The sequence below is a fragment of the Streptomyces niveiscabiei genome (assembly GCF_033794345.1).
GTDB classification, from domain to species: domain Bacteria; phylum Actinomycetota; class Actinomycetes; order Streptomycetales; family Streptomycetaceae; genus Streptomyces; species Streptomyces niveiscabiei.
The window spans coordinates 37358-60259 of record NZ_JARAYJ010000032.1; the positions used below are offsets into that span (position 1 = coordinate 37358).

Annotated in this window: 16 protein-coding genes and 2 pseudogenes; 10 read left to right on the top strand and 8 right to left on the bottom strand. The window is 74.1% G+C overall.

The genetic code is table 11. The features are described 5' to 3' along the window. Positions 1–55 precede the first annotated feature (55 nt). Complete coding sequence (locus PV682_RS33090; protein WP_319735458.1) at positions 56–751, top strand: response regulator transcription factor; 696 nt, start codon at positions 56–58, stop codon at positions 749–751. Then, positions 748–2475 (top strand): sensor histidine kinase, encoded by a 1728-nt coding sequence (locus PV682_RS33095; RefSeq protein ID WP_319735459.1) that lies wholly within the window; start codon positions 748–750, stop codon positions 2473–2475. The genes PV682_RS33090 and PV682_RS33095 overlap by 4 nt, the downstream gene beginning before the upstream one ends. On the opposite strand, the gene PV682_RS33100 is transcribed toward PV682_RS33095, so the two are convergent. From PV682_RS33100 to PV682_RS33120, 5 genes are all read right to left on the bottom strand, one after another. Beyond that, a complete protein-coding gene (locus tag PV682_RS33100) occupies positions 2463–2831 on the bottom strand; it encodes an SH3 domain-containing protein (protein ID WP_319735460.1) in 369 nt (122 codons plus the stop codon). The two genes, PV682_RS33095 and PV682_RS33100, sit on opposite strands and share 13 nt — an antisense overlap. A 260-nt stretch (positions 2832–3091) precedes the next feature. Continuing rightward, positions 3092–4288 carry an ABC transporter permease gene (locus tag PV682_RS33105; RefSeq protein WP_319735461.1) on the bottom strand — a complete coding sequence of 399 codons (1197 nt, stop codon included), beginning with the start codon at positions 4286–4288 and terminating at the stop codon, positions 3092–3094. Beyond that, positions 4285–4995, bottom strand: a complete 711-nt coding sequence (locus PV682_RS33110) for an ABC transporter ATP-binding protein (protein ID WP_319735462.1) — start codon at positions 4993–4995, stop codon at positions 4285–4287. The genes PV682_RS33105 and PV682_RS33110 overlap by 4 nt, the downstream gene beginning before the upstream one ends. Continuing rightward, the gene (locus PV682_RS33115; protein ID WP_319735463.1) at positions 4992–6179 is read right to left on the bottom strand and encodes a peptidoglycan-binding domain-containing protein; all 1188 of its coding nucleotides are present in this window, start codon (positions 6177–6179) and stop codon (positions 4992–4994) included. The genes PV682_RS33110 and PV682_RS33115 overlap by 4 nt, the downstream gene beginning before the upstream one ends. Further along, the gene (locus PV682_RS33120; RefSeq protein ID WP_319735464.1) at positions 6176–6766 is read right to left on the bottom strand and encodes a hypothetical protein; all 591 of its coding nucleotides are present in this window, start codon (positions 6764–6766) and stop codon (positions 6176–6178) included. The genes PV682_RS33115 and PV682_RS33120 overlap by 4 nt, the downstream gene beginning before the upstream one ends. Positions 6767–7011: 245 nt before the next feature. On the opposite strand from PV682_RS33120, the gene PV682_RS33125 reads away from it, so the two are divergent. The 4 genes from PV682_RS33125 to PV682_RS33140 all read left to right on the top strand — a co-directional run bounded on the left by PV682_RS33125 (position 7012) and on the right by PV682_RS33140 (position 14245). Continuing rightward, entirely contained in the window at positions 7012–8142 is a 1131-nt protein-coding gene (locus PV682_RS33125) for an FAD-dependent oxidoreductase (RefSeq protein WP_319735465.1), read from the top strand. A gap of 92 nt (positions 8143–8234) precedes the next feature. After that, entirely contained in the window at positions 8235–12098 is a 3864-nt protein-coding gene (locus PV682_RS33130; protein WP_319735466.1) for an nSTAND1 domain-containing NTPase, read from the top strand. Between the two features lie 67 nt (positions 12099–12165). Beyond that, positions 12166–13584, top strand: a complete 1419-nt coding sequence (locus tag PV682_RS33135) for a polysaccharide deacetylase family protein (protein WP_319735467.1) — start codon at positions 12166–12168, stop codon at positions 13582–13584. A gap of 244 nt (positions 13585–13828) precedes the next feature. Continuing rightward, positions 13829–14245, top strand: coding sequence for an RICIN domain-containing protein (locus PV682_RS33140; RefSeq protein ID WP_319735468.1), 417 nt, complete (start codon positions 13829–13831; stop codon positions 14243–14245). Between the two features lie 7 nt (positions 14246–14252). Here the strand turns inward: PV682_RS33140 and PV682_RS33145 are convergent, their stop codons facing one another. Both PV682_RS33145 and PV682_RS33150 read right to left on the bottom strand, forming a co-directional pair. After that, the gene (locus PV682_RS33145; RefSeq protein WP_319735469.1) at positions 14253–14924 is read right to left on the bottom strand and encodes a response regulator transcription factor; all 672 of its coding nucleotides are present in this window, start codon (positions 14922–14924) and stop codon (positions 14253–14255) included. Continuing rightward, a complete protein-coding gene (locus PV682_RS33150; protein ID WP_319735470.1) occupies positions 14921–16054 on the bottom strand; it encodes a sensor histidine kinase in 1134 nt (377 codons plus the stop codon). Before PV682_RS33150 ends, PV682_RS33145 begins: the two co-directional genes overlap by 4 nt. A gap of 309 nt (positions 16055–16363) precedes the next feature. Here PV682_RS33150 and PV682_RS33155 point away from each other — a divergent pair, with 309 nt between their 5' ends. Continuing rightward, positions 16364–18502, top strand: coding sequence for an MMPL family transporter (locus PV682_RS33155; protein WP_319735518.1), 2139 nt, complete (start codon positions 16364–16366; stop codon positions 18500–18502). A gap of 239 nt (positions 18503–18741) precedes the next feature. Here the strand turns inward: PV682_RS33155 and PV682_RS33160 are convergent. Further along, positions 18742–21450: pseudogene (locus PV682_RS33160) on the bottom strand (nSTAND1 domain-containing NTPase); the annotation flags it as partial. Between the two features lie 108 nt (positions 21451–21558). Between PV682_RS33160 and PV682_RS33165 the strand changes: the two are divergent. The 3 genes and pseudogenes from PV682_RS33165 (at position 21559) to PV682_RS33170 (ending at position 22546) form a co-directional block, all read left to right on the top strand. Beyond that, positions 21559–21873: an SH3 domain-containing protein gene (locus tag PV682_RS33165; protein WP_055722994.1), complete on the top strand. Its 315-nt coding sequence runs from the start codon at positions 21559–21561 to the stop codon at positions 21871–21873. A 147-nt stretch (positions 21874–22020) separates the two neighbouring features. Further along, positions 22021–22460: pseudogene (locus tag PV682_RS44425) on the top strand (DUF4185 domain-containing protein). Continuing rightward, positions 22394–22546: a hypothetical protein gene (locus tag PV682_RS33170; protein WP_319735471.1), complete on the top strand. Its 153-nt coding sequence runs from the start codon at positions 22394–22396 to the stop codon at positions 22544–22546. The pseudogene PV682_RS44425 and the gene PV682_RS33170 overlap by 67 nt, the downstream one beginning before the upstream one ends. Positions 22547–22902: the final 356 nt, after the last annotated feature.

Genomic DNA, 22902 nt, shown 5'->3' on the forward strand with positions numbered 1-22902 from the left:
AGCCGCCTGCGGACCCGTACGCCGACTCGTCGAACCGTCCCGCTGAGGAGCCACGTTGAGCGCCCGAATTCTTGTCGCCGAGGACGATGCGATGCAGGCCCGGCTGATCCGGATCTACCTGGAGCGGGAGGGCAACGCGGTCCAGGTGGTCGGGGACGGGCGGTCGGCGCTGGAGCGGGCCAGGGCGCTGCGGCCCGATCTGGTGGTGCTCGACGTGATGATGCCGGTGGTCGACGGACTGGACGTGTGCCGCATCCTGCGGGCCGAGTCGGACGTGCCCATCCTGATGCTGACGGCCCGCAGCACCGAGGACGACAAGCTCCTCGGCCTCGACCTCGGCGCGGACGACTATCTGACGAAGCCGTACAGCCCACGGGAGCTGGCCGCGCGGGTCAGGGCGCTGCTGCGGCGGGCCAAGAAGGGCGCGGGCGCGGACGGGCCGGCCGTCGTGCGGGTCGGCGACCTGGAGATCGACAGCGCCCGCTTCCAGGTCGCGGTCGCGGGCCGCCCGGTGGCGCTGACCGCGAAGGAGTTCGCCATCCTCGGGGTGCTCGCCGCCGAACCGGGCCGGGTGTTCACCCGGGCCCAGATCATCGACCTGGCCTTCGGCTTCGACCACGACGTGCTGGAACGCACGGTGGACGCCCATGTCGTGAACCTGCGGCGGAAACTGGAGGAGGACCCCGGACGCCCCTGCTACGTGGAGACCGTCTACGGGCGCGGCTACCGGATGATCGAGCCCCAGCGGTGAGAACGCCCTTACGGATCGGCTTCCGCAGACGCGTGTTCGTCCTGGTCATGCTGGTCACCGTCGCGGCGACCGGCGCCACCGCCTGGCTGACCCTCCGCCAGGCCACCACACAGGTACGGGAGTCGGCGGAGGCCCGGCAGCAGGACGTCCTGCGGATCACCGAAGGACTGCGTGCGTACGGCCTCGCCCACGGCACGTGGGACGGAGTCGCCGCCACGGTCCGCTCCCTGGCCGAACGCACCGGCCAGCGGATCCTGGTCAGCGACGACTCCGGCATCCTGCTGGCCGATTCCGACACGCTCCTGGGCCTGCCCTCCCGCCCGGCCTCGACGGCCCCGGCGGTGGTCGTCGACCCCCGCCCCGCCCTGCGGTTCGCGGCGGACGCCCAGCCGCTGTCCCTGGTGAAGTTCACCGCGACGGCCATCGACGACTACCGCACCGGCACTGCCTACGCCGTCTGCCTCACCCGCTCGGGGGTGGACGTGACCTACCGCATGGACCGCAACGGCATCCCCGTGCACACCGGCGAGCCGGCCACAGCCTGCGAGCGCGAGCACGGCTCCGGTGCGGAGTTCCAGCAGCACCTGGACGCGGCGGAGAGCTGCCGCGCACGGTCGGCCCCGGCACTCGCCCCCTGCCTGGAACAGGTCTTCCGCCGGCGCACCGCCGACATCGCCCCGGGACAACTGCGCGTCGGCCTCGGCGCGCAGACCTCGGTCAGAAGCCTCGCCGTCGGCCCCACGGCCGCCGTCGCGGCCGGCGTCGCGGCGGCGGCGGTCGCGGTGGTGCTCCTGCTGAGCCGGGCCGTGCTGCGCCCGGTGCGCGCGCTCACCGAGGCGTCGCGGGGGCTCGGCGGCGGGGACCTGGGCCGGCGGGTCCCGGTCGGCGGCGGCCGGGACGAGATCGCCGAACTCGGCCGGTCCTTCAACCGGATGGCCGACTCCCTCCAGTCCAGCGAGGAGCGGCAGCGCCGGCTCGTCGGCGACATCGCGCACGAACTGCGCACCCCGCTCGCCAACCTGCGCGGCTACCTGGAGGCGCTGCGCGACGGCGTCGTGGAACCGGAACCCGCGCTGCTCGACTCCCTGCACGAGGAGGTGCTGCTCCAGCAGCGGATCGTGGACGACCTCCAGGACCTGGCGCTGGCCGAGGCGGGGACGCTCACCTACCACCGGGCCGCCGTCGACGTCCGGGACGTCCTGGAGACCTGCCGCGCGGCGCACCGGGCGCTCGCCGAGAACGCGTCGTCGAGGATCGTCGTGGAACACGGGGAGGGCGAGGGGCCGACCGTGGTGCTCGCGGACCCGGGCCGGCTGCGGCAGGTCGTGGGGAACCTGATCACCAACGCGGTGCGGGCCACCGCGTCCGGGGGAACGGTGACACTGAATTCGGCCAGAAAAGGAGCGCGCGTAGAAATCCGGGTCGGTGACACCGGAAAAGGAATTCCCGCCGAGCAGCTGCCGTATCTCTTCGACCGGTTCTGGCGCGCGGACGCGGCGCGGGGACGGGACACGGGAGGCAGCGGACTCGGCCTTTCCATCGCCCGGCAGATCGTCACGGACCACGATGGATATATCTCCGTACGGAGCACGGTCGGCGTCGGGACGACTTTCACGGTGGATCTTCCCGCGTTCGACGGGAGGGGCCCGTCCCCGGCCGCTTCGACCGGGGACGGAACCGCGCCGCCGTCAGCCGGCGGCGAACAGACGGATCAGCACAGGTAGTACGCGCCGCCGCCCGTGAGCAGGTCGTCTCTGATCCAGCCAGAGATGCCCGTGGTGCGGTCCAGCACGTGCGTCCAGGTGTAGCCGCTGTCGTACTTGTAGCAGTCGTACCTGAGGTTGTGGCTGGCCTGGGCCTGGCCCAGGGCCGTGCAGCCGGTGGAAGGACCGGAGCGGATGTTGACGCCGTTCGTGGTGGTCGAGCCGGTCCTGCCGTCCGCGATGTACCAGCTGTTGTCCGGACACGCCAGGACGCTCGCGCCGGACGCCGCCGGCGCCGCGACGGCCGGCACGCTCGCGCCGCCCAGCAGTGCGGCGGCGGCCAGCCCCACCGCAGCCGCCTTCCTCGTGAATCGCATTTCCCCTCCTTGTGTTCTACACCGATCCGAATGGATCTGGGGAAGATAATTCGCAATGTCTTCCGGTGCGTCAACGGAGGATTTCGGGCAGTTCCGCTCATTGATCTCCGGGAATGATATGCTCCATATTCCGTTTCATATTCGCCGTGCGTGCGGCGTGCGAACCTCCGTGAACGGCCGTTCTCCCCGTCGCTTCCGTTTCCCGCTTCCGGAGTGCCAAGTTCCAGTAAAGGATGGCGTGTTCACGGAAAACTGGCCGGTTATGTCGCCAGCGCCTCGGTGGGAGCCATCCGGCTCGCCCGCACCGCCGGGTACAGCCCGGCGAGCACCCCGATGACCAGGGTCGCGCCGATCCCGGCGGCGGTGGCCCAGAGGGGGACCAGCACCGGCCAGTCGCGCCACAGCGCGTACCCCCCGGTGACGGCGGCGCCCAGGGCGGCCCCGCCCGCCCCGCCGATCCCGGACAGCAGGAGCGACTCGGTGACGAACTGCCCGCGTATCTGCCCCCGGGTCGCCCCCAGCGCCCGGCGCAGGCCGATCTCCGTGCGCCGCTCCAGCACCGCGATCACCATCGTGTTGCCGACCCCGAGCCCGCCGACCAGCAGGGCGATCCCGCCCAGCCCCAGCAGCAGCCCCGACAGCGCCTCGTCGGTGGCCTCCCGGGCCGCGAGCGCGTCGGAGGGCCGCGAGATCCGCACCTCGCCCGGCGCCGGCGGGTTCGCCGTCGCCGCCAGCACCTGCCGTACGTCCGCGACCCGGCTGTCCAGCGTCCGGACGTAGACCGTGGACGGGGTGCCGCCGAAGCCGAGGTAGGTCACCGCCGCCTGCCAGCCGACCAGGGCCGCCGCGTCCAGTTCCGGCGCGAGCGGCACCGGGTCCAGCACGCCCACCAGCGAGAACCACGTACCCCCCAGCCACAGCCGGGTGCCCGGGACCCGTACGTCCAGCGTGCGCGCCGCCTGCGCGCCCAGCACCACCCCGGGGTAGCGCTGCGTCGCGGCGTTCAGCCACACCCCCGTGCCCACCCGGGCGCCCACGGCCCGCGGCAGTTCGGGCTGGGCGGCCAGGACCGCGATGCTGCCCGTACGGCCGACCGGCACATGGTCGGTGCGGTACACGTGGGCCGAGTCGACCGCGCCCGTCGCGGCCACCTGCCGTACCGGCGGAATCCTGCGGATCATCGCCACAGCCTCGGCCGGCAGCCGGGCCTGCCCGCCGTCCAGGGCCTGACCCGGAGCGACCCGCAGCAGGTTGGTGCCGAGCCGGTCCAGCCTGCGGTCCACCTCCGCCCGCCCGGACGAGGAGATCCCCACGACCGAGATCATCGCCGCGATGCCGATGGCGATCCCCAGCGCGGACAGGACGACCCGCAGCGGCCTGGTACGCAGCCCCGTCCCGCCCAGCCGCAGCAGGTCCGACGGCCGCAGCCGGGCCGCCCGCAGCCGCTCCCCGCTCACGCCGGGCTCCGCTCGCGCGAACCGGCGCGGCCCGGCGCGCGATCGGCGACGACCCGGCCGTCCAGCATCTCGACGCACCGCGGCAGCGCGGCGGCGATCTTCTGGTCGTGCGTGATGACGACGACGGTTGTGCCCCCCGCGTTCAGCTCCCGCAGCAGCTCCAGGACGGCCGCGCCGCTCGCCGAGTCCAGATTGCCGGTGGGCTCGTCCGCGAGCAGCAGCGCGGGCTCGCCGACCACGGCCCGCGCGACGGCCACCCGCTGGCGCTCACCGCCGGACAACTGGTGCGGCAGATGCCCGGTCCGGTGCCCGAGCCCCACCCTGTCCAGCGTCTCCGCCGCCGCCCGCCGACGCCTGCGCAGCGGGACACCCGCGTACAGCAGCCCGTCGGCCACCGCGTCCAGCACCGGCACGCCGAGCGGCAGATGGAACTGCTGGAACACGAACCCGATACGCCGGGCCCGCAGCGCGGACAGCTCCCGGTCCGACAGGGCGGCGATGTCGTGGCCGTCCACCAGGACCCGACCCGCCGACGGCCGGTCCAGGCTGCCCATCAGGTGCAGCAGGCTCGACTTCCCCGACCCCGAAGGGCCGACGACGGCGGCCATCTCACCGGCACGCACCACGAGATCCACCTCCCGGACCGCCGTCACCCCGCCGGGGTACACCTTGGAGACGGCCCGGAACTCCACCACGACCCGTGTCACTGCGGCACCCTCACCTTCATGCCCGCACGGATCTGCGGGCCGCTCACCTCGACCTTGCCGTCCGCGAACATCCCGGTCCGCGCCGGGACGTACGCGCCGGACGAGGTCTCCAGCCCGTACCCGCCCTCCGCCAGGGCCACCAGCGCGGCGACCGGCACCGCGAGGACGTCCTTCCGCTGCCGGCGGACGTACGTCACCGTCACCGGGGCCCGGCGCACCTGGCCCAGCGCCTTCTGGTCCCGGACCCCGATCGTCACCGGCACGGTCTCCGCGCCGCCCGACGCCTCGGAGCCGGCCGTCGGCTGCCCCACGCCGGTCACCGCGCCCGCCACCGAGCGCCCGCCGGGCAACCGCACGGTGACCTGGGCGCCCTCGACGGCCCAGGAACCCTCCTCGACGGGCACGGAGACCGTCACCCGGCGCACCGTCCCCGTCGAGCGCAGCGCCTCCTGCTGCACCGGGGCGCCGAGGCGGACGTTCGCGCCGGAGACGCGCACCGGCCCGGACGCGTACACGACGTCCCCGAGGCCGACCTTCCCCGTGGCCGCCATCCCGAGATCCCGCTGCCAGCGCCGGACCGCCCGGGCGGTGGCCGAGGTGTAGACGCCGTTCACGGTGAAGCCCGAGTAGCCCAGGGCCCGCAGGTTCGTCTGCAACTGGCGTATGTCCCTGCCGTGGACGGGGGCCGGCGCGGCGCTGGGGGAGGGGGAGGGGGCCGGGGACCTGTCCGGTGCGGGGGAGGACGCGGCCGGTGGTGGTGGCGGTGCCGGAGGGCCGAGCTCGCGGTACATCGGCAGGTCGCCGTAGAGGAGCACGACCGGGCGGTCGTCGACCCGCAGCAGCTGCGAGCCGCGCTTCACCGTCGTCCCCGGCTTCGGCAGCCAGGTCACCGTGCCCGTCGCCCTGATCAGCACCGGGCTCTCGGCGCCGTACCCGAGTTCCCCGTCGACGGTGCTCCGGTCGACCAGCGTCTCCCGGAGCACGCTCACGGTTCCGCCCGCGCGCGACGCGGAGGCGGCCGGGGCGGGCACGTCCCGTGTCTCGCCGAGTGCCAGCGCGCTCAGGGCGGTCGCCGCCGTCACGGCCGCCACCGCCCCGACGGCCAGGACGGTACGGCGACGGGGTCTCGGCGCCGTTGCGTCCGTGACGTCCGAGCCGGGCTCGGCTGCCGGCTCCACGCTCATCCCTTGGTCGTCGGCTGGGCGGCCGGGTCCCCGATGACCGGCGCGCAGGCGCGGATCGCCCGCTTGGCGCCGGCCGACGTCTGGTTCCACCGGGCGTCCTCCGGGGGGTAGCCGTCGGGGCCCGGGTCGGGGAAGTCCGGGGCGCCCTTGGTCTGCATACAGGCGGCGTAGCGGCGCTGGGTCTCCTTCTGCTGGTCGGACAGTTCCGGGCGCAGCTTCTCCAGCACGCTCTCCGGGACCGGCGGTTTGACGTCCGCGCACTTCTCCGACGCCGCCCGGAACGTGCTGTCGGCCTTGCGCGCCGCCGCGTCCCCCAGGTCGACCTGGCCCTGCGCGTCCGGGTCCGGTACGTCGACGCCTTCCGTACGCAGGCACGCCACCCAGGCCCGCTGCCCGCGCACGTACTCGGCGACATCGTCCCCGCCCGCCGCGCCGCCGCTCCGCGCCGCGGACGGGGACGACCCCCGCACCGACGGGACCTCGGCCTCGTCCCCGCTCCCGCCACCGCAGGCGGCGAGCGCCAGGACGAGCCCCGACGCCGCCCCCACGAGCCGTAACCGGCCGGTCCGTCCGCAGTGTCCCCGCATAGCTCCGCTCGCCCCTTCGCGCCGTCGGCCGCTGTCACCCGGAACCGTAGGAGGCACCTCATGAAGAACCGATGAAGAAGTCGTCCGGAACACACGAAGCGTCGAAGCGACCGGCCCGGCCCGCGGTGTCGGCGTCATGTCGGAGCCCTGTCGGGGCTGTCGGTGATCTGTCGGCCCGGGTCGGCACCGTTGCGGAGACGGCCGCCCGCGACCCACCGGGCGGCCCTGCTTCCGAAGGAGCCACCATGCGCACACCCGTCACGATCATCGGCGCCGGACTGGGCGGACTCACCCTGGCCCGCGTCCTGCACGTCCACGGCATCCCCGCCGTCGTCTTCGAGGCGGAGCCCTCCCCGTCGGCGCGCACGCAGGGCGGAATGCTCGACATCCACGAGGACAACGGGCAACTCGCCCTCCAGGCAGCCGCATTGACGGACGAGTTCCGCGCCATCGTGCTCGAAGGACGCGAGGCGATGCGCGTCCTCGACCCCGACGGCACCGTCCGGTTCGAGCAGGCGGACGACGGCACCGGCGGGCGCCCGGAGGCGATGCGCGGCGAACTGCGGCAGATGCTGATCGACTCCCTCCCGCCCGGCACCGTCCGCTGGGGACACAGGGCCGCCGACGTCCGCGCCCTCGGCGAGGGCCGCCACGAGGTGACCTTCGCCGACGGCACCACCACCGTCACAGACCTCCTGGTCGGCGCGGACGGCGCCTGGTCCAGGGTCCGGCCGCTGCTCTCCGGCGCCGTCCCCTCCTACGCGGGCACGTCCTTCGTCGAGACCTACCTGTTCGACGCCGACACCCGGCACCCGGCCGCCGCGAAGACCGTCGGCGGCGGCATGATGATCGCGCCCTCACCGGGCCGGGAGATCTTCGCCCACCGCGAGAGCGGCGACACCCTCCACATGTACGTGGCCCTGTCCAAGCCCCTGGACTGGTTCACCGGCATCGACTTCACCGACGCCGCCACCGCAACCGCCCGCATCGCGGCCGAGTTCACGGGCTGGGCACCCGAACTCACCGCCCTGATCACCGACACCGACACCCCGCCCGTCCTGCGCCCCCACCACGCCCTGCCGGACGGGCACCGGTGGGACAGGGTCCCCGGAGCGACCCTGCTCGGCGACGCCGCCCACCTCGCCGCGCCGAACGGCGAGGGCGCCAACCTCGCCATGCTGGACGGCGCCGAACTCGCCCGATCCCTCGCCGCACACCCCGGCGACCCGGAGACCGCGCTCACCGAGTACGAGGAGGCCATGTTCCGCCGCGCCGCCGAGACCGCCGCGTTCGACGGCGCCGAGATCCTCGGCATCGACTCCGCCGACAACACCGCCGAGGGGCTGATCAGCAGGCATGCCGAGCACGCGGGCTAGGGTCCGCGAATTGCGGTGAGATCGGGCGGAAACGTAGCTTGGGCGCCTGCCCCGCCGCTTCAGGACCGGCCTCGGACATCGGAAAGGCACCCGTGGGACGACGTGAGAAACCGGTCGACCCCGGTGCCGGACCCGCGCAGCGGTTCGCGCACGAGCTGCGCGAACTCCGCGCGAGGGCGGGCAAGCCGCCGTACCGGGAGATGGCCGCGCGGGCCGGGTACTCCATCACCGCCATGTCCCAGGCCGCCGCCGGAGACCAGCTGCCGTCCCTCGCCGTGGTGCGCGCGTACGCCGAGGCGCTGGACGCCGACCCGGACGACTGGGAACGCCGCTGGAAGGAGACGGACGCGCTGCTCAGGGCGCCCGCGCCGGACGAACGCCCGCCCTACCGGGGGCTGGCCCGCTTCGAGGCGGACGACAGCGACCTGTTCTTCGGCCGCGACGCCCTCGTCACCGAGGTGGCCGAGCTGGCGCGCGGGCAGCGGTTCGCGGCGGTGTTCGGACCGTCCGGCAGCGGCAAGTCGTCACTGCTGCGGGCCGGGCTGATCCCCCGGCTGCGGCAGGAGGCCGGCGAGCGGCGGCCCGCCGTGATCCGCGTCCTCACCCCGGGCGAGCGGCCCGCCTCCGCCCACGCCGAGGCGCTCGTCCCGCGCGACGGCGACCTGGACACCTGGGTGATCGTCGACCAGTTCGAGGAGGTGTTCACCCTCTGCCCGGACCGCGCGGAACGCGACCGGTTCCTCGACCTGCTCCTCGCCGCCCGCCGCCCGGACAGCCGCCTGCGGGTCGTGATCGCCGTCCGGGGCGACTTCTACGGCCACTGCGCCGCCCACCGCGACCTCGCCGACGCCGTCGCCCGCTCCGGCCTGCTCGTCGGCCCCATGACCCGGGACGAACTGCGCGAGGCGATCACCGGACCGGCCGCCGCGGCCGGCCTGAACGTGGAACGCGCCCTCACCGCACGCGTGATCGACGAGGTCGTCGACCAGCCGGGCGCCCTGCCCATGCTCTCCCACGCCCTCCTGGAGACCTGGCGCCGCCGCCGCGCCCGCCTGCTGACCCTGGCCGCCTACGAGGAGACGGGCGGCGTACGGGGCGCGATCGCGGCCACCGCCGAGCGGGTGTACGGCGAACTGCCCCCGGACCGGGCCCGCAGCGCACGGCGCGTCCTGCTGCGGCTGATCGCCCCCGGATGGGCGTCCCCCCTGCCCGACCGGAGCCGGGAGCCCGGGGGAGGAACCGCCGACACCCGCCGCCCGGCCTCCCGCGCCGAACTCGGCGACAGCGAGGTACTCGAGCACCTCGCCGACGCCCGGCTGATCACCCTGGACGGCGACACGGTCGAACTCGCGCACGAGGCGCTGATCACCGGCTGGCCCCGGCTCTCCGGCTGGATCGAGGAGAACCGGGACCGGATGCGCGCGCAGCGGAGCCTGGCGGAGGCGGCACGCGGCTGGACGGAACTGGACCACGACCCCGGCGCGCTGTACCGGGGCGAGCGGCTGACCCGGGCCGAGGAACTCTTCGGGCGGGAGCCGGACGAAGGCTGCGGCGCGTCCCTCACGACCGGGGCGCAGGACGGCGACCTCACCGACGCTGAACCCGCGTCCCCCACCGCCTCACTCGCGGCTCCCGAGCCGGCGTTGCCCAGCCCGTCCCTCACACCCCCCGCCCCCGACGACGACCTCACCGCCCCCGAGCGTGCCTTCCTCACCGCCTCCCTGGCCGCCCGGGAGACCGAGCGCCGGGCCGAGGCCCGGGCAGCCCGCCGTACGCGTTCCCTGGTCGTCGGCCTGTCCGCCGTCCTCGTGCTGGCGCTGATCGCCGCCCTGGTCGCCTGGGAGCGCGACCGCGTCAGCAGGCAGGAGGCCGCGAAGGCCGCCGCCCGCCGGGTGGCCGCCGTGTCCGACGGGCTGCGGTCCACCGACCCCCGGACCGCCGCCCTCCTCGGGGTCGCGGCCTGGCGGATCGCCCCGCTCACCGAGTCCCGTTCGGCGCTGCTCGGCGCGCTGGCCCAGCCGCAGCGCGACGCCTTCACCGACCCGCGCTCCAGCGACGACGTACGGCGTTTCCTCACCGACGGCGGCCGGACCCTGATCAGCGTCGACGGCACCGCGGTGACCCTGTGGGACGTGGCCGGTCACCGGGCCACCGCCACCTACCGCCTGCCGGCCGGCACCGAGGTGGCCGACGCGGGCCCCGGCTCGCCGTACCTCGACGTCACCGGGCCGGACGGCGCCGAGAAGCTGTGGAACCCGTCCCGGAACACGGCCGGTGACCTGGACGGCGTGTCCCTCCGGGCCAGGGCGTCCGACGGGAGCGCCTACCTCACCGGGCCGGTGGACGCGCCGGGCACGGTCCGGCTGCACCGCACCGCCGACGGCAGGACCCTCTTCGCCACCGGCCTCACCCGCGCCCTCTCCACGGCGGCCGTCGGCCCCGGCGGCCGGCTGCTCGCCCTGTGCCCCGCCGACGGCCCCCTCCAGCTGTGGGACACCGCCCACGCCAAGCGCCTGCCGGGCGAGTGGGAGAAAGCGGACAGCACCCTGTGCGGCACCGGCTCGGGAGCGGACGGCGGCACCCGCCTGCTCCGCTTCAGCGCGGACGGCACCCGGCTGGCCGCCGTCTCCGGCACGACGGCCCGGGTCTGGGACGTGCGCACCGGACGCACGCTCGACGAGTTCGCGAGCGCCGGCGACGCCGGCTTCACCGAGGCCGCGCTCTCCCCGGACGGGGAGTTCCTCGTCACGTCCGACGGGCAGGCGCTGGCCGTGTGGCGCCTGGCCACCGGCGGCACCCAGGTGTTCCGCCAGCCCCTGTCCGGCGCCGGCACGGACGGGCTGACCTGGGACCCGGGCCGACGGCATATGCTGCGCTACCTGGACGGCGCCACCGTCCACACCCTCGACCTGGCCGACTTCCTCAGCGAGCCCTGGCACAGCACCGCCACCGACGCCGGAGTGCTCGGCCCCGACGGCGCCACGCTGGCCACCCTCACCCGCTCCGGCGGCGGCTACCGCTTCGACCTGCTCTCGACACGCACCCGCGCGACCCTCGCCAGCACCCGCCTCGGCACCCTGGCCGGCGAGGTTCCGCTCCTGGCCTTCAGCCCGGACGGCACGGCCCTGGCCGTCGCCGACACGTTCTCCGCGCACGGCACCCTGCGCCTGCGCCTCACCGTGTGGGACGTCCGCGCCCGCAAGCCCCGTACGGTCCTGGACACCTCCGGCGCCGCCGACCGCACCCCGACCGCGCTCGCCCCGGGCCCCGGCGGCCGTACCCTGCTCGTCGCCCGCGCCGACGGCACGACGGAGACGTGGGACACCCGAACCCGTCGGCGGACGGGCACCCTGCGCGGCCTCACCGGCCGGACGCTGGCCGTGCGGCCGGACGGAGACCTGGCCGTCGGCTCCGACGACCGGTACGCCGACCCGCGCACCGGGAAGGTCACCGGGCGCGCGCTCGCCGACGGCCGCGAGGTGACCGCCCTCGCGTTCAGCCCGGACGGCACCCGGCTGGCCGTCGGCGACAAGACCGGCCACGTCACCTTCTGGGACGGCCGCCTGCGCGACCGCACGGGCGCGCTGACCGGGACCGCGGACACCGTCACCCAGGGCGAACCGGAAGCGGTCGAGGCACTCGCCTTCTCCGCCGACGGCCGCACACTCGCCGTCGGCGGCGCCGACGGAACCCTGCGGCTGTGGGACACCGGGGGAGGACAGCCCCTCGGCACCGGCCTGCCCTCACCCGGCGACGAGATCCGCTCCCTCGCCTTCACCCCGGACAGCGCCACCCTCCACGCCGCGGGCCCCCACGTCCCGCTGTGGCATCTGACCCTCGACCCGCGACAGGCCGTGCGCACCGTCTGCGAGCGCACGGGCGGCGGGCTGAGCGCGGCGCGGTGGCGGACGTACGTACCCGACGCGCCCTACCGCGAACTGTGCCCCCGCCCGTAGCGGAATATTTTTTCACAGGGGCGGTGAGGGTCGCTGAAAAATGGCTGTGACCTGCACAGTCGTGCCCATGCGCACTCACTCCGTCCTCCCGTCGCTCCTGCTGGCGGGCGCTCTCGGCCTCACGGCGGCCTGCTCGTCCGATCCCTCCGGTGCCCGGGACTCGGCGCTGCCCACGGAGGCATCCACCTCCCCGGCCGCTCCCGCCCGCGGCGTCGATCCGTCGGCGATCGAAGGGCTGAAGATCGTCGGCGACAGCAGCGAGCAGCTCTCCTGCGCCTTCGCGACGAGCTACCCGGCGGTACCGGGCGCCGAGGCGATGACGGCCGCGATGAAGAAGTACGTCGAGCAGCGCCTCGCCACGTTCCGCTCCACCGGCTGCACGGCCGGCCGGGAAACCCCCGAGTTCAACATCAGCCACCACTTCCTGGCCGCCTCGGGCGACGTCCTCGGCGTCCGGCTCACCACCCACGACACCGGGGCCGCCGGGTCCGGGCTGTCGAGCACGACGTACTGGTACGACGGCGAGGCCCGCGCCCACCGGACGGCCCTCGGGCTCGTCGCGGACGGCTCACGGGGCGCCTTCCTGACCGAGGTGAGGAAGCGGCTCACGGGGCGCGAAGGCGTCGACGAGACCGCGCTCACCGACCCGGCCTCCCTCGAAGCGGTCCTGGACGACATGGAGTTCACCGCGGCCGGTGCGCTGCGGATCGGCTTCGACCGCGGCGACGTGGGCGCCCCGGCCGCCGGAAGCTACGTGGTGGTGCTCCCCAAGGAGACGGTCACGCCCTGGCTGTCCGCGTTCGGCGCGCGCGCCCAGCGGCAGACCGTCACGCCCAGCGGCCCGCTCGACCTGGGCGCCACACACACGCCCGAGCCGCCGGTGCCCACCCACACCGCGTCCGGCGACGACGACACCGACTGCGCGAAGGTGAAGTGCCTCGCGCTGACCTTCGACGACGGGCCCGCCGTGCCGGAGACCGGGACCCTGCTCACCTACCTCGCGCACTACAAGGCACGCGCCACCTTCTTCGTCGTCGGCCAGAACGTCGCCGCCCACCCCGACCTGGTCCACGCCGAGGCCCGCGCCGGCCACGAGGTCGGCAACCACTCCTGGAACCACCCCGACCTCACCCGGCTCACCGAGCAGCAAGTCGCCTCCCAGCTGGGCCGCACCAACGCCGCGATCAAGGCCGCCACCGGCAAGGAGCCCACCCTCTTCCGCCCGCCCTACGGCGCCGTCAACAGCAGGGTCAAGTCCGCGACCACGCTCTCGCCCGTCCTGTGGGACATCGACACCGAGGACTGGAAGTACCGCGACGCCACCAAGGTCGCCCGGACCGTCATCGACAAGGCCGGGCGCAACAAGGTCGTCCTCATGCACGACATCCACCCCACCTCGGTCGCCGCGATCCCCGACATCCTGCGCACCCTCACGGCCCGCGGCTACCACTTCGTCACCGTCAGCCACCTGCGCTCGACCCTCTGACGGCGACCGCGGCCACGCGGAGCCGGCCCGCCGGTGAGCTGCACAGCGGCCGGGATCCGGCTGGTCCCGTTCCGTGGGTGTGCTGCATAGTGCGCGACAGTGGTATCGGCTCGTGCACAGGGGACACGCTCGCGGGGGGAGCAACGGGTGCCGCAGACGTCGCAGGGAAGGGGGTACAGGGGGCGCGCCGACCGCGCGTCCGCCCCAGCAGCCACCCAGGTGGGCCTGGTGGCTGGTCGGCATCGTGATTCCGCTGGTCGGCATCCTGGTCACCGTCCTCACCGTGCCGTCACCGCCCTCCGCCGCCCCACCGCCGAGCGGGACACCGTCGTCGTCGGCTCCGGCACCGGGCAGCGCGACGCCCCCGGCGTCACCGCCCCCGCTGCCTGCCGGGCTGTTCCGCCTGACCAACGTCGACAGCCGCATGTGCCTGTCTCCGCCCCCGGGGAACCCCATCGCCGCCGCGGGTCTCATCCAGAGCGACTGCGACGGGCGCCCCGACCAGTTCTGGAGCTTCCGCTACGACACCGCCCGGCACGGATGGAAACTGGTCAGCCGCAACAGCGGTAAATGCGTCGCCCTGCCCGCCGGCAGCGGCGACGGGGAACAGGCGCTCCAGGAAGACTGCGACGGCGACACCTGGCTGCTGTGGCGTACGTGACCGGGGGTCAGTCCGTGAGGTGGCCGGGGGTGACCATGCCGTACTCGTAGGCCATCACCACGACCTGCGACCGGTCCCGGGCGCCGAGTTTGGCCATGATGCGGCTGACATGGGTCTTGGCGGTCAGTGGGGAGACCACGAGGCGGGCGGCGATCTCGGCGTTGGTGCGGCCGGCGGCGATCAGTGCCATGACCTCGCGCTCACGGCCGGTCAGGATGTCCAGGCGCGGGTCGGGGCGGCGGGCGGGGTCGGGGCGGCCGGCGAACTCGGCGATGAGGCGCCGGGTCACGGAGGGGCTGATCAGCGCGTCGCCGCGCGTCGCGACCCGCACCGCGTGCAGGAGCTCCGCCGGCTCGGTGTCCTTGACGAGGAACCCCGCGGCGCCCGCGCGCAGCGCGCCGTACACGTACTCGTCGAGGTCGAACGTCGTCAGCATGACCACCTTCACCGACGTCAGCCGCTCGTCGGCGGCGATGCGGCGGGCGGCCTCCAGGCCGTCCATGCCGGGCATGCGGATGTCCATCAGCACGACGTCGGGGCGCAGTTCGCGGCAGGCGGAGAGCGCGGCGTGCCCGTCGGCGGCCTCGGCGACCACCTGGAAGTCGTCCTCGTCGTCGAGGATGCCGCGGATGCCCGCCCGCACGAGACGCTGGTCGTCCGCCAGCACGATCCTGATCATCGGCTGCTCCGCCGGCCGCCGAACGGCAGCCGGGCCACGACGGTGAATCCGCCCTCCTCGCCGGGCCCGGCGTCCAGCGTGCCACCCAGCGCCCGCGCGCGGTCCGTCATGCCCGCTGTCCCGCTGCCCGCCGTGTGCCCGACCGCGCCCTTCCCGTCGTCCCGGACACCGACCGTCAGCTCCCGCTCCCCGCGATCGAGCCGGACGACGACGTGCCGCGCACCGCTGTGCCGGACCGCGTTGGTCAGCGACTCCTGCACGATCCGGTAGGCGGCGAGATCCACCGCCGCCGGCAGGGCGGCGACGGAGCCGGTGCGCTCGACGCGTACGTCCATCCCCGCGCGGGAGGCCGAAGCGACCAGGTCGCCGATCCGGGCCAGCCCCGGCGCGGGAGCGGTCGGCGCCTCCTCGTCGACCTGGCGAAGCACTCCGAGGGTGGCCCGCAGTTCCCGCAGCCCCTCCTTGCTGCCCTGCTTGATCGCCGCCAGCGCCTCCTCGGCGAGGCCGGGGTCCTTGGGCAGCCGGTGCAGGGCGGACGACGCCTGGACGTGGATCATCGACATGGTGTGGCCGATCACGTCGTGCACCTCCCGCGCGATGCGCAGCCGCTCCCGCGTGGCCCGCAGCCTGGCCTCCTCCTCCGCGTAGGCGACCCGGCCGTGCCGCATCGCGCCCAGCGCCACCACCGCCACCAGCCAGCCCGCCAGCATGAACGCCGCCGTACCGGTCAGGTCGCCCGTGCCGGCCAGGGCCCCCGCCCCCACCCCGAGGACCATCACCGCCGCCATGGCGACCGGCTCCCTGATCCGCCCCCCGGCCGCCAGCGCGTACAACGCGGCGACCGGGACCACGACGAGCGGGCCGTCGACCGTGCTCGTCGCGTGGTAGACGCCGGTGCCGGCCACCGTGAACCACCCCACCGCCACCGGACGACGCCGACGCAGCGGCAGCGCCGCGCACACCGCCGCCGCCAGCAGCCAGGAGACGAGCACGGAGGGCGTCGCGGACCAGTCAGGCCCCAGCCGCTGCCCCTCGGCCACCCCCGCCAGCACCAGGACGACCCCGGCGAGCGCCACGTCGGCACGCGGACCTGACGGCAGGCGGACACGGGTCGCATCGAGAGACGGCATGGCCTCATTCTGCCCGCGCCACGAGCGGACCCCGCAGGGTTGCCCGGATCGGTTCCGAGAGTGCCTCCCGGAGAGGTACGCGGCGGCCTGGACGTACAACCACGGGTGTACGGCGGGGAGTTCACCCCCCGCCACCGGAGCAGGCCGGCTGTCTGCCGTGGGCCGACGACCGGGTCCCGGGCGCTCGCCCAGGATCGAGGCGTCCCGTCGTCACCGGTCGAATTCGAGGTAGGCATCGTGTCCTCTCCGCCCCGCACCACCCCACTGCCGCAGGACCGCACGTCCCCGCCCGACGGACGGTTCGGCGCGCTGGCCGGCTGGGCGCAGCGCCATCGCTGGACCGCCCTCCTGCTCTGGGTGGCCGTCGTGGCCGCCATCACGCTGGGCTCCACCGCGGCCGGCTCCGCGTACCGCAACGACTTCACGCTGCCGGGCACCGACTCCCAGGCGGCCACCGACCTGTTGAAGAAACACGGCAGCGACCAGGCCGGCGACAGCGTCGACATCGTCCTCAAGGACACCGCCGGCATCGAGAAGGCGGAGCGGAGCGTCGCCCCCATGCTGGCCGAGGTGGAGCGGTTGCCGGGCGTCGCCGACGTACGCAGCCCCTTCACCGACGCCTCGGCCGTCTCCGAGGACGGCACGATCGCCTACGCGACCGTCACGCTGGACGGCAAGACGGAGGACGTCCCCAAGGCGGACGTCGCCCGGATCATCGACGTCGCACAGAGCATCGCCACCGCGCACCTCCAGGTCGAGGTGGGCGGCGAGGCCGCCCGCAACGCCGAGGACAAGGCGGCACCGACCGCCGAACTCGCCGGGATCGTCGCCGCCCTGGTCATCCTCGTGCTGCTGTTCGGCTCCCTGCTCGCGGCGTCGCTGCCGCTGGTCACCGCCCTGTTCGCGGTCGGCGGCGCCATCGGCCTGACCGCGCTGGCCTCCCACCTGTTCACCGTCGCCGACTTCACTCCGCCGATCCTGATGCTCGTCGGCCTCGGGGTCGGCGTCGACTACGCCCTGCTGATCTTCTACCGCTACCGCCACGAACTCCTCGCCGGAGCCCCGCCCGCCGAGGCCGGCCGCAAAGCCCTCGACTCCGCGGGACGCACGGTCTTCTTCGCCGGCTGCACGGTCATCGTCGCGCTGCTGGGCCTGGTCGCCCTCGGCCTCGGCTCCCTCCAGGGCATCGCCCTCGCGGTGGCCATCACCGTCCTGATCACCCTGGCCGCCTCCCTCGTCCTGCTCCCCGCCCTCCTCTCCCTGTGCGGCGGGCGCATCCAGCGCCACGTCCTCAAGCAGCGGGACAGGAACACCGGCAAGGGCAGGACCGAGGGCAACCGCTGGCGCGCCATGGCCCGCGCCGTACAGCGCCGTCCGGTGCCGACCCTCCTCGTCGGCGTCCTCGCGCTCCTCGCCCTGTCCGCGCCCGCGCTGGGGATGCGCCTGGGGTTCGCCGACTCCGGCAACGACCCCGCCGAGACCACGTCCCGGCACGCCTACGACCTCCTCGCCGAAGGCTTCGGGCCCGGCTTCAACGGTCCGCTCATCGTCCTGGTGAAGGGGGACCGGGACGCCGGCCGGACCGTCCGCGCCCGGCTCGCCGCCACCGACGGCGTCGCCGCCGCCAGCCCCGCGCTGCCGTCCGGGGACGGCGCCCTGTCCACCGTCTTCGTCTACCCGACGACCTCGCCGCAGAGCGAGGGGACCGTGGACCTCGTCCACCGGCTGCGCGACGACGTCGCCCCGCCCCTCGAACACGCCACCGGCGCCGAGGTGCTGGTCGGCGGCGCCACCGCCGCCTCCCAGGACGTCTCCGAGACACTCGCCGGCCGGCTGCCCCTGTTCGTGGCCGTCGTCGTCGGGGTCTCCTCGCTGCTGCTCCTGCTGGTCTTCCGGTCCGTGTGGATCCCCGTCAAGGCCGCCGCCTTGAACCTGCTGTCGATCTCCGCCGCGCTCGGCGTGATCACCCTGGTGTTCCAGCACGGCTGGTTCGGTGTGCAGCCGGGCCCCGTCGAGGCCTTCATCCCCGCGCTGATCTTCGCGATCGTCTTCGGCCTGTCCATGGACTACGAGGTCTTCCTCGTCTCCCGTATCCACGAGGAGTGGACCCGTACCAAGGACCCCGCACGGTCCGTACGCGAAGGGCTCGCCTCCACCGGCAAGGTCATCACCGCCGCCGCGGCCATCATGATGGTCGTCTTCGGCGCCTTCGTCCTCAGCCCCGAACGCATGCTCCAGCAGTTCGGACTCGGCCTCGCCGTCGCGATCCTCCTGGACGCCGTGGTCATCCGCTGCCTCATCGTCCCCGCCGTGATGCAGATGCTCGGCGAACGCGCCTGGTGGCTGCCCGCACGGCTGGCCCGCAGGCTCCCCGCGGTCTCCCTCGAACGGCCCGACGAGGGCTGGCCGACACCGAGTGCCGTTCGGCGCGGGCAGGGCGGGGCGTAGTCGAGGCGGGGGAAGTGGTGGGCCCACTGGGCGCGGCTGATGGTGCCGCGGACCCGGTCGCAGGCGTGGGCGAGCACCCGGTCGACGTCGGTGTACCAGACCTGGACGCTGCGGTGGGCGGTCACGGTGAGGAACGTGCCGTCCGCCGCGAGCCGGCGCACCTCCTTCACCGTCCCGCGAGGGTTGGTGAGGTGGGCCACAGGGGCGGGGCGCGCGCGGTCGGTCACGTCCCAGACGTTCACCACGCCGTCGATGCCGACGGTCACCGCCGTGCGGCCGTGGGAGGCGAAGGCCACGCCGGTGACGATGTCGGCGTGGCCCGCCAGTTCGCCCAGCTCACGGTGGCGGGGGAGCCCGCCGATGTCCCACAGCTTCGCCGTGTGGTCGTCGCTCCCGCTCAGCAGGGTGCGGCCGTCCGGGCTGTAGGCGAGGGCGTCCACGAAGTCCCGGTGCCCCGTGAGGACGGCGACGGGGGAGGCGTGTCGCGGGTCGGTCACGTCCCAGACGCGGACGGTGCGGTCGTCCGAGCCCGAGGCCAGGGTCCTGCCGTCGGGGCTGAAGGCCACGGGCTTGACGTTGCCCCGGTGCCCGGTGAGCCTGCCGAGCGCGCCGGGGTGTGCCGGGTCGGTGAGGTCCCAGAGGCGGACGGTGTCGTCGTAGCCGCTGGTGGCGGCCGTACGGCCGTCCGGGCTCACCGCGACGGAGTAGACCGAGTCGGTGTGCCGCGTGGGCCGCTTCGACAGCAGCGTGGGGTGGCGCGGATCGCTCACGTCCCACAGCCGGAGCATACGGTTGGCATCCGCGCCGACCAGCGTGGTGCCGTCCGGGGTGAACTCGACCGCGTTCAGGCCGACGCCGTCGCCGGTTTCCGTGCCGAGGCGGCGGGGGTGGCGGGGGTCCCGCATGTCCCACAGGACGAGGCGCGGGCCGTCGGCCATGGCCAGCGTACGGCCGTCGGCGGTCACGGCCGGTGTGAGGCCGACGGGTGTGGACGGAGCAGGTGGGGGACCGGCCGGTGCGCGTCCGGCGAGGTGGTGGCCTGCCGGTCCGGTGCCGAGTGACGCGACGGACAGGGTGGTGAGCAGGGCGTCCCGCGTGCGGTCCTGCGGGGTGCGGCGGTAGGCGGCCAGCGCGAGCTGGGCGGCCAGGGACGGATCGCGCAGGCTGAGGCGTACGGACTCGTCGGCGGCCCGCAGAGCCACCGCCTCGTCGCGCTGCCGGGTCACGGTGCCCTGGGCCCGTACGGCGAGACCGGCGGCGGCCACGGCACACACGAGCAGCGCGGCCAGGGCCCCGACCAGGAGGCGCAGCCGGCCCAGGCGGCGGCGGTCCCGCCGGTGCTCCCGCTGGGCCGCCGCCTCGCCGGCGTCGAGGAAGGCGCGTTCCCGAGCGGTCAGCACCTCGGGCGGGAGGTCCTTCGCGGCGGCGAGGCGTACCCCGCGGTACAGGGTGTCGGGGTCGTGGTCCAGGGACTCCCAGAGCGTGGTGGCCTCGGTGAGCGCGCGGTGCAGGCGCTCCTGGGCGCGGTCCTCCTCCAGCCAGCCGCCGAGCCGGGGCCAGCAGCGGATCAGCGCCTCGTGGGCGATCTCCACATGGTCGCCGTCGGCGGTCAGCAGCCGGGCCCTGGTCGCCTGTTCGAGGACGAACGCGGTGTCCGGACCGCCGTCGAGTTCCCGACGCGGTACCCGGCGCTTGGTGTCCTCGGTGCCCTCGCCCAGCGCGACGAGCCGCAGGAACAGCCGCCGCGCGGCCTGCCGGCGGCCCTCGCCCAGGGAGCGGTGGAACTCCTCGGCGGTCTGGGTGAGCGCCCCCTCGAAGCCGCCCGCCGCGCGGTAGCCGGCCAGCGTCAGCGCGTTGCCCCGCCGCCGCTTCCAGGTCTCCAGCAGCGCGTGCGACAGCAGGGGCAGCGCTCCCGGCCGGCCGTGGGCGTCCGCCGTGACCGTGGCCAGCAGGGCGCTCTCCACGGTGAGCCGGGCGCGGGCGGCGGGCTGGACGATCGCCGCCCGCAGCTCCTCGGCGGTCATCGGGCCGACGGGATGGTGGGCGTGGGGCAGGGCGTCGACGAGACCGGGCAGCCGCGTGCAGTGCGTGTAGAAGTCGGACCGCACGGCGATGGCGACCCGCGTACGGCTGTCGGGAACCTGCGCCGCGTGCAGGAGCGCGGCGACGAACCGCTCCCGTTCCCGCGCGTCGCGGCAGAGCGTGAACACCTCCTCGAACTGGTCCACGACGACGAGCAGTCCGTCCGCCGCCGAGCCCGCCTCCTGCTGCCGGGCGAGGATCCGCCGCACCGTCCGGTGGAAGGTGCCCGGGTCGTCCGCGAGGCCGGCGCGCACCGGGCCGGAACCGGTGTCGGCGCGGGCCGCGAGCCGGACGGCGCATTCCTCCAGCGGATGCGCGCCGGGTGTGAGAACCAGCGAGGAAACACCGGGAAATGCGGGGATCACACCCGCGCGCAGCAGCGACGACTTTCCGGACCCCGAGGCCCCGAACAGAACGAGAAGCCGCTTTTCCTTCAGATGTTCGACGAGTTTTCCGGTGATTTTCTCGCGGCCGAAGAAAAAACCGGCGTCGGTCTCCCCGAAAGCGGCCAGACCGACATAGGGCGCCTTGGTGTCCGTCTGCTTCCGGTCCTCCGTGCCCGTACACGCGTCGGCCGTCCGCTGCCAGATCAGCCTCCATTCCCGCTCGTCGCCGCCGCAGGCCCGGACATAGGCGAGAGTGACGGCCAGGCTGGGCAGTTGACGTCCGGCCGCGGCCGAGGAGAGCGTCGCGATCCCGTAGTGCGTGGTCCGCGCGAGCTCCCGGTAGGTGGGACGGCCGGCCTGTTCCCGCAGTTTCCGTAAACGCGCCGCGAATTCGAACAGCGGACCGCCGTCCGGGTCCAGCGGGCTCTCTCCCCGTGGCACACGCCCACCCTTTCCCCGGCCCAGCGGATTGTTCGGCATCCGTTTGTTCACCCTCGGCCGACCGGCCTCGAACAACAGATTAGCGGCTACAAAAGGTGCGTCGGGTCCCGCACCGAGGACCGGACGACGAACGGAAAGAGGAATCCCATGAAGAAGCGAATGCTGGCCGCGTCCCTCGTGATCAGCGGGATCGCGCTGGTCGCCGGCCCCCTCGCGCAGACCGGTCAGGCGGCCGGGTCCGCCGCCCCCTCCCACGCCGTGCGGCAGGCGTTCGTCTGCACCGTCAACGACAACGGCGTCAACTTCCGCGGCGGCCCCGGCCCCGAGTACCAGGTCCTGGGCCAGGTGAACCGGGGCCAGGAGCTCGTCTACCTCGACACGGTGGGCGACTGGGTCAAGGGAGACCTGGTGAACGGGCGCACCGGCGTCTGGATCCACTCGGCGTACCTCGACGGCTGCTGACGACACCGCCCGCACCGACGCCGCGGGGTGCCGCCGCCATGCGCGCCGGCACCCCGCGGCACCGAGGCCCCTCTCGCCGCTCCGTCCCCCTTCGTGTCTCCAAGGCCGCCGACCTCACCGGCCCTCCGTCCCGCCACCCGGTTCCGCATGGAGGCCACCGACCTGGGCGTACCCGCGCGGACGCCGGACGGCCAGCTCCTGTTCGTCTTCGGCGACACCTTCGAGGAGGTCAGAGCTGGCGGCGGGTGGTGGCGTTCGCCCGTGGCGCTGTACGGGCGCCTCGACCGTCCCGGCCGGTCGTCTGGACCGGGGCGGTGGGCGGACGGAACGCCTGGCAGCTGTGGCCCTACGACCACGACAACCCCGAGTGCTCCGCTGTCCTGCCGTCCGACGTGATCACCCTGGGCGACACTATGTACCTGCACGTCATGGTCAACAAGGGGCTCGGCAACGTGGTGCGCACCGAGATCTGGCGGTCGGACGATTCAGGGGCGGCCTGGGCCCCGAGGACAACACCTACGTGGCACAGATGCACGGCGGCTACATCATCTCCGGGTCGACGCCCGACGGCCTTTATTTGTCGGTGAGCCAGTGGAACACCGGGGAGGGATGGCCCTACCGCATCATGCAATTCCGCGTCCGCGGCCTCGTCCTCTGGCCCCGGATCCCGTAGGGGGCACCCCGTCGCGTGACGGGAGCACGGCGGCAGGTGAGCCGCTGTCCCGCATGCTCAGGAAGATCGCGTCCGGCGATTCGGTACTCGCCGGCACCGTCGGCTCGGCCAGGCCCGCGCTCCTGGGTTTCGACTGCCAGTTCAGGCCCTAGTTGTGGCTCGGAGAGGTCGAAGCGATTGCTGGACTCCCGGACCGGTACTTGTCACCGGCTGCGCACCGGATCTTGTAGGGCGCCCCGCAGTTCAGGTTGTCGTCGAAGGCGCCGTGCTGAGTGCTGTGGCCACTTCCCCGGGGACTGTCTTTTGCAGTTCTGTAGCCTCGGGCGCCGCTCGGGGTGCCGAGGCGTCAGGGCCGC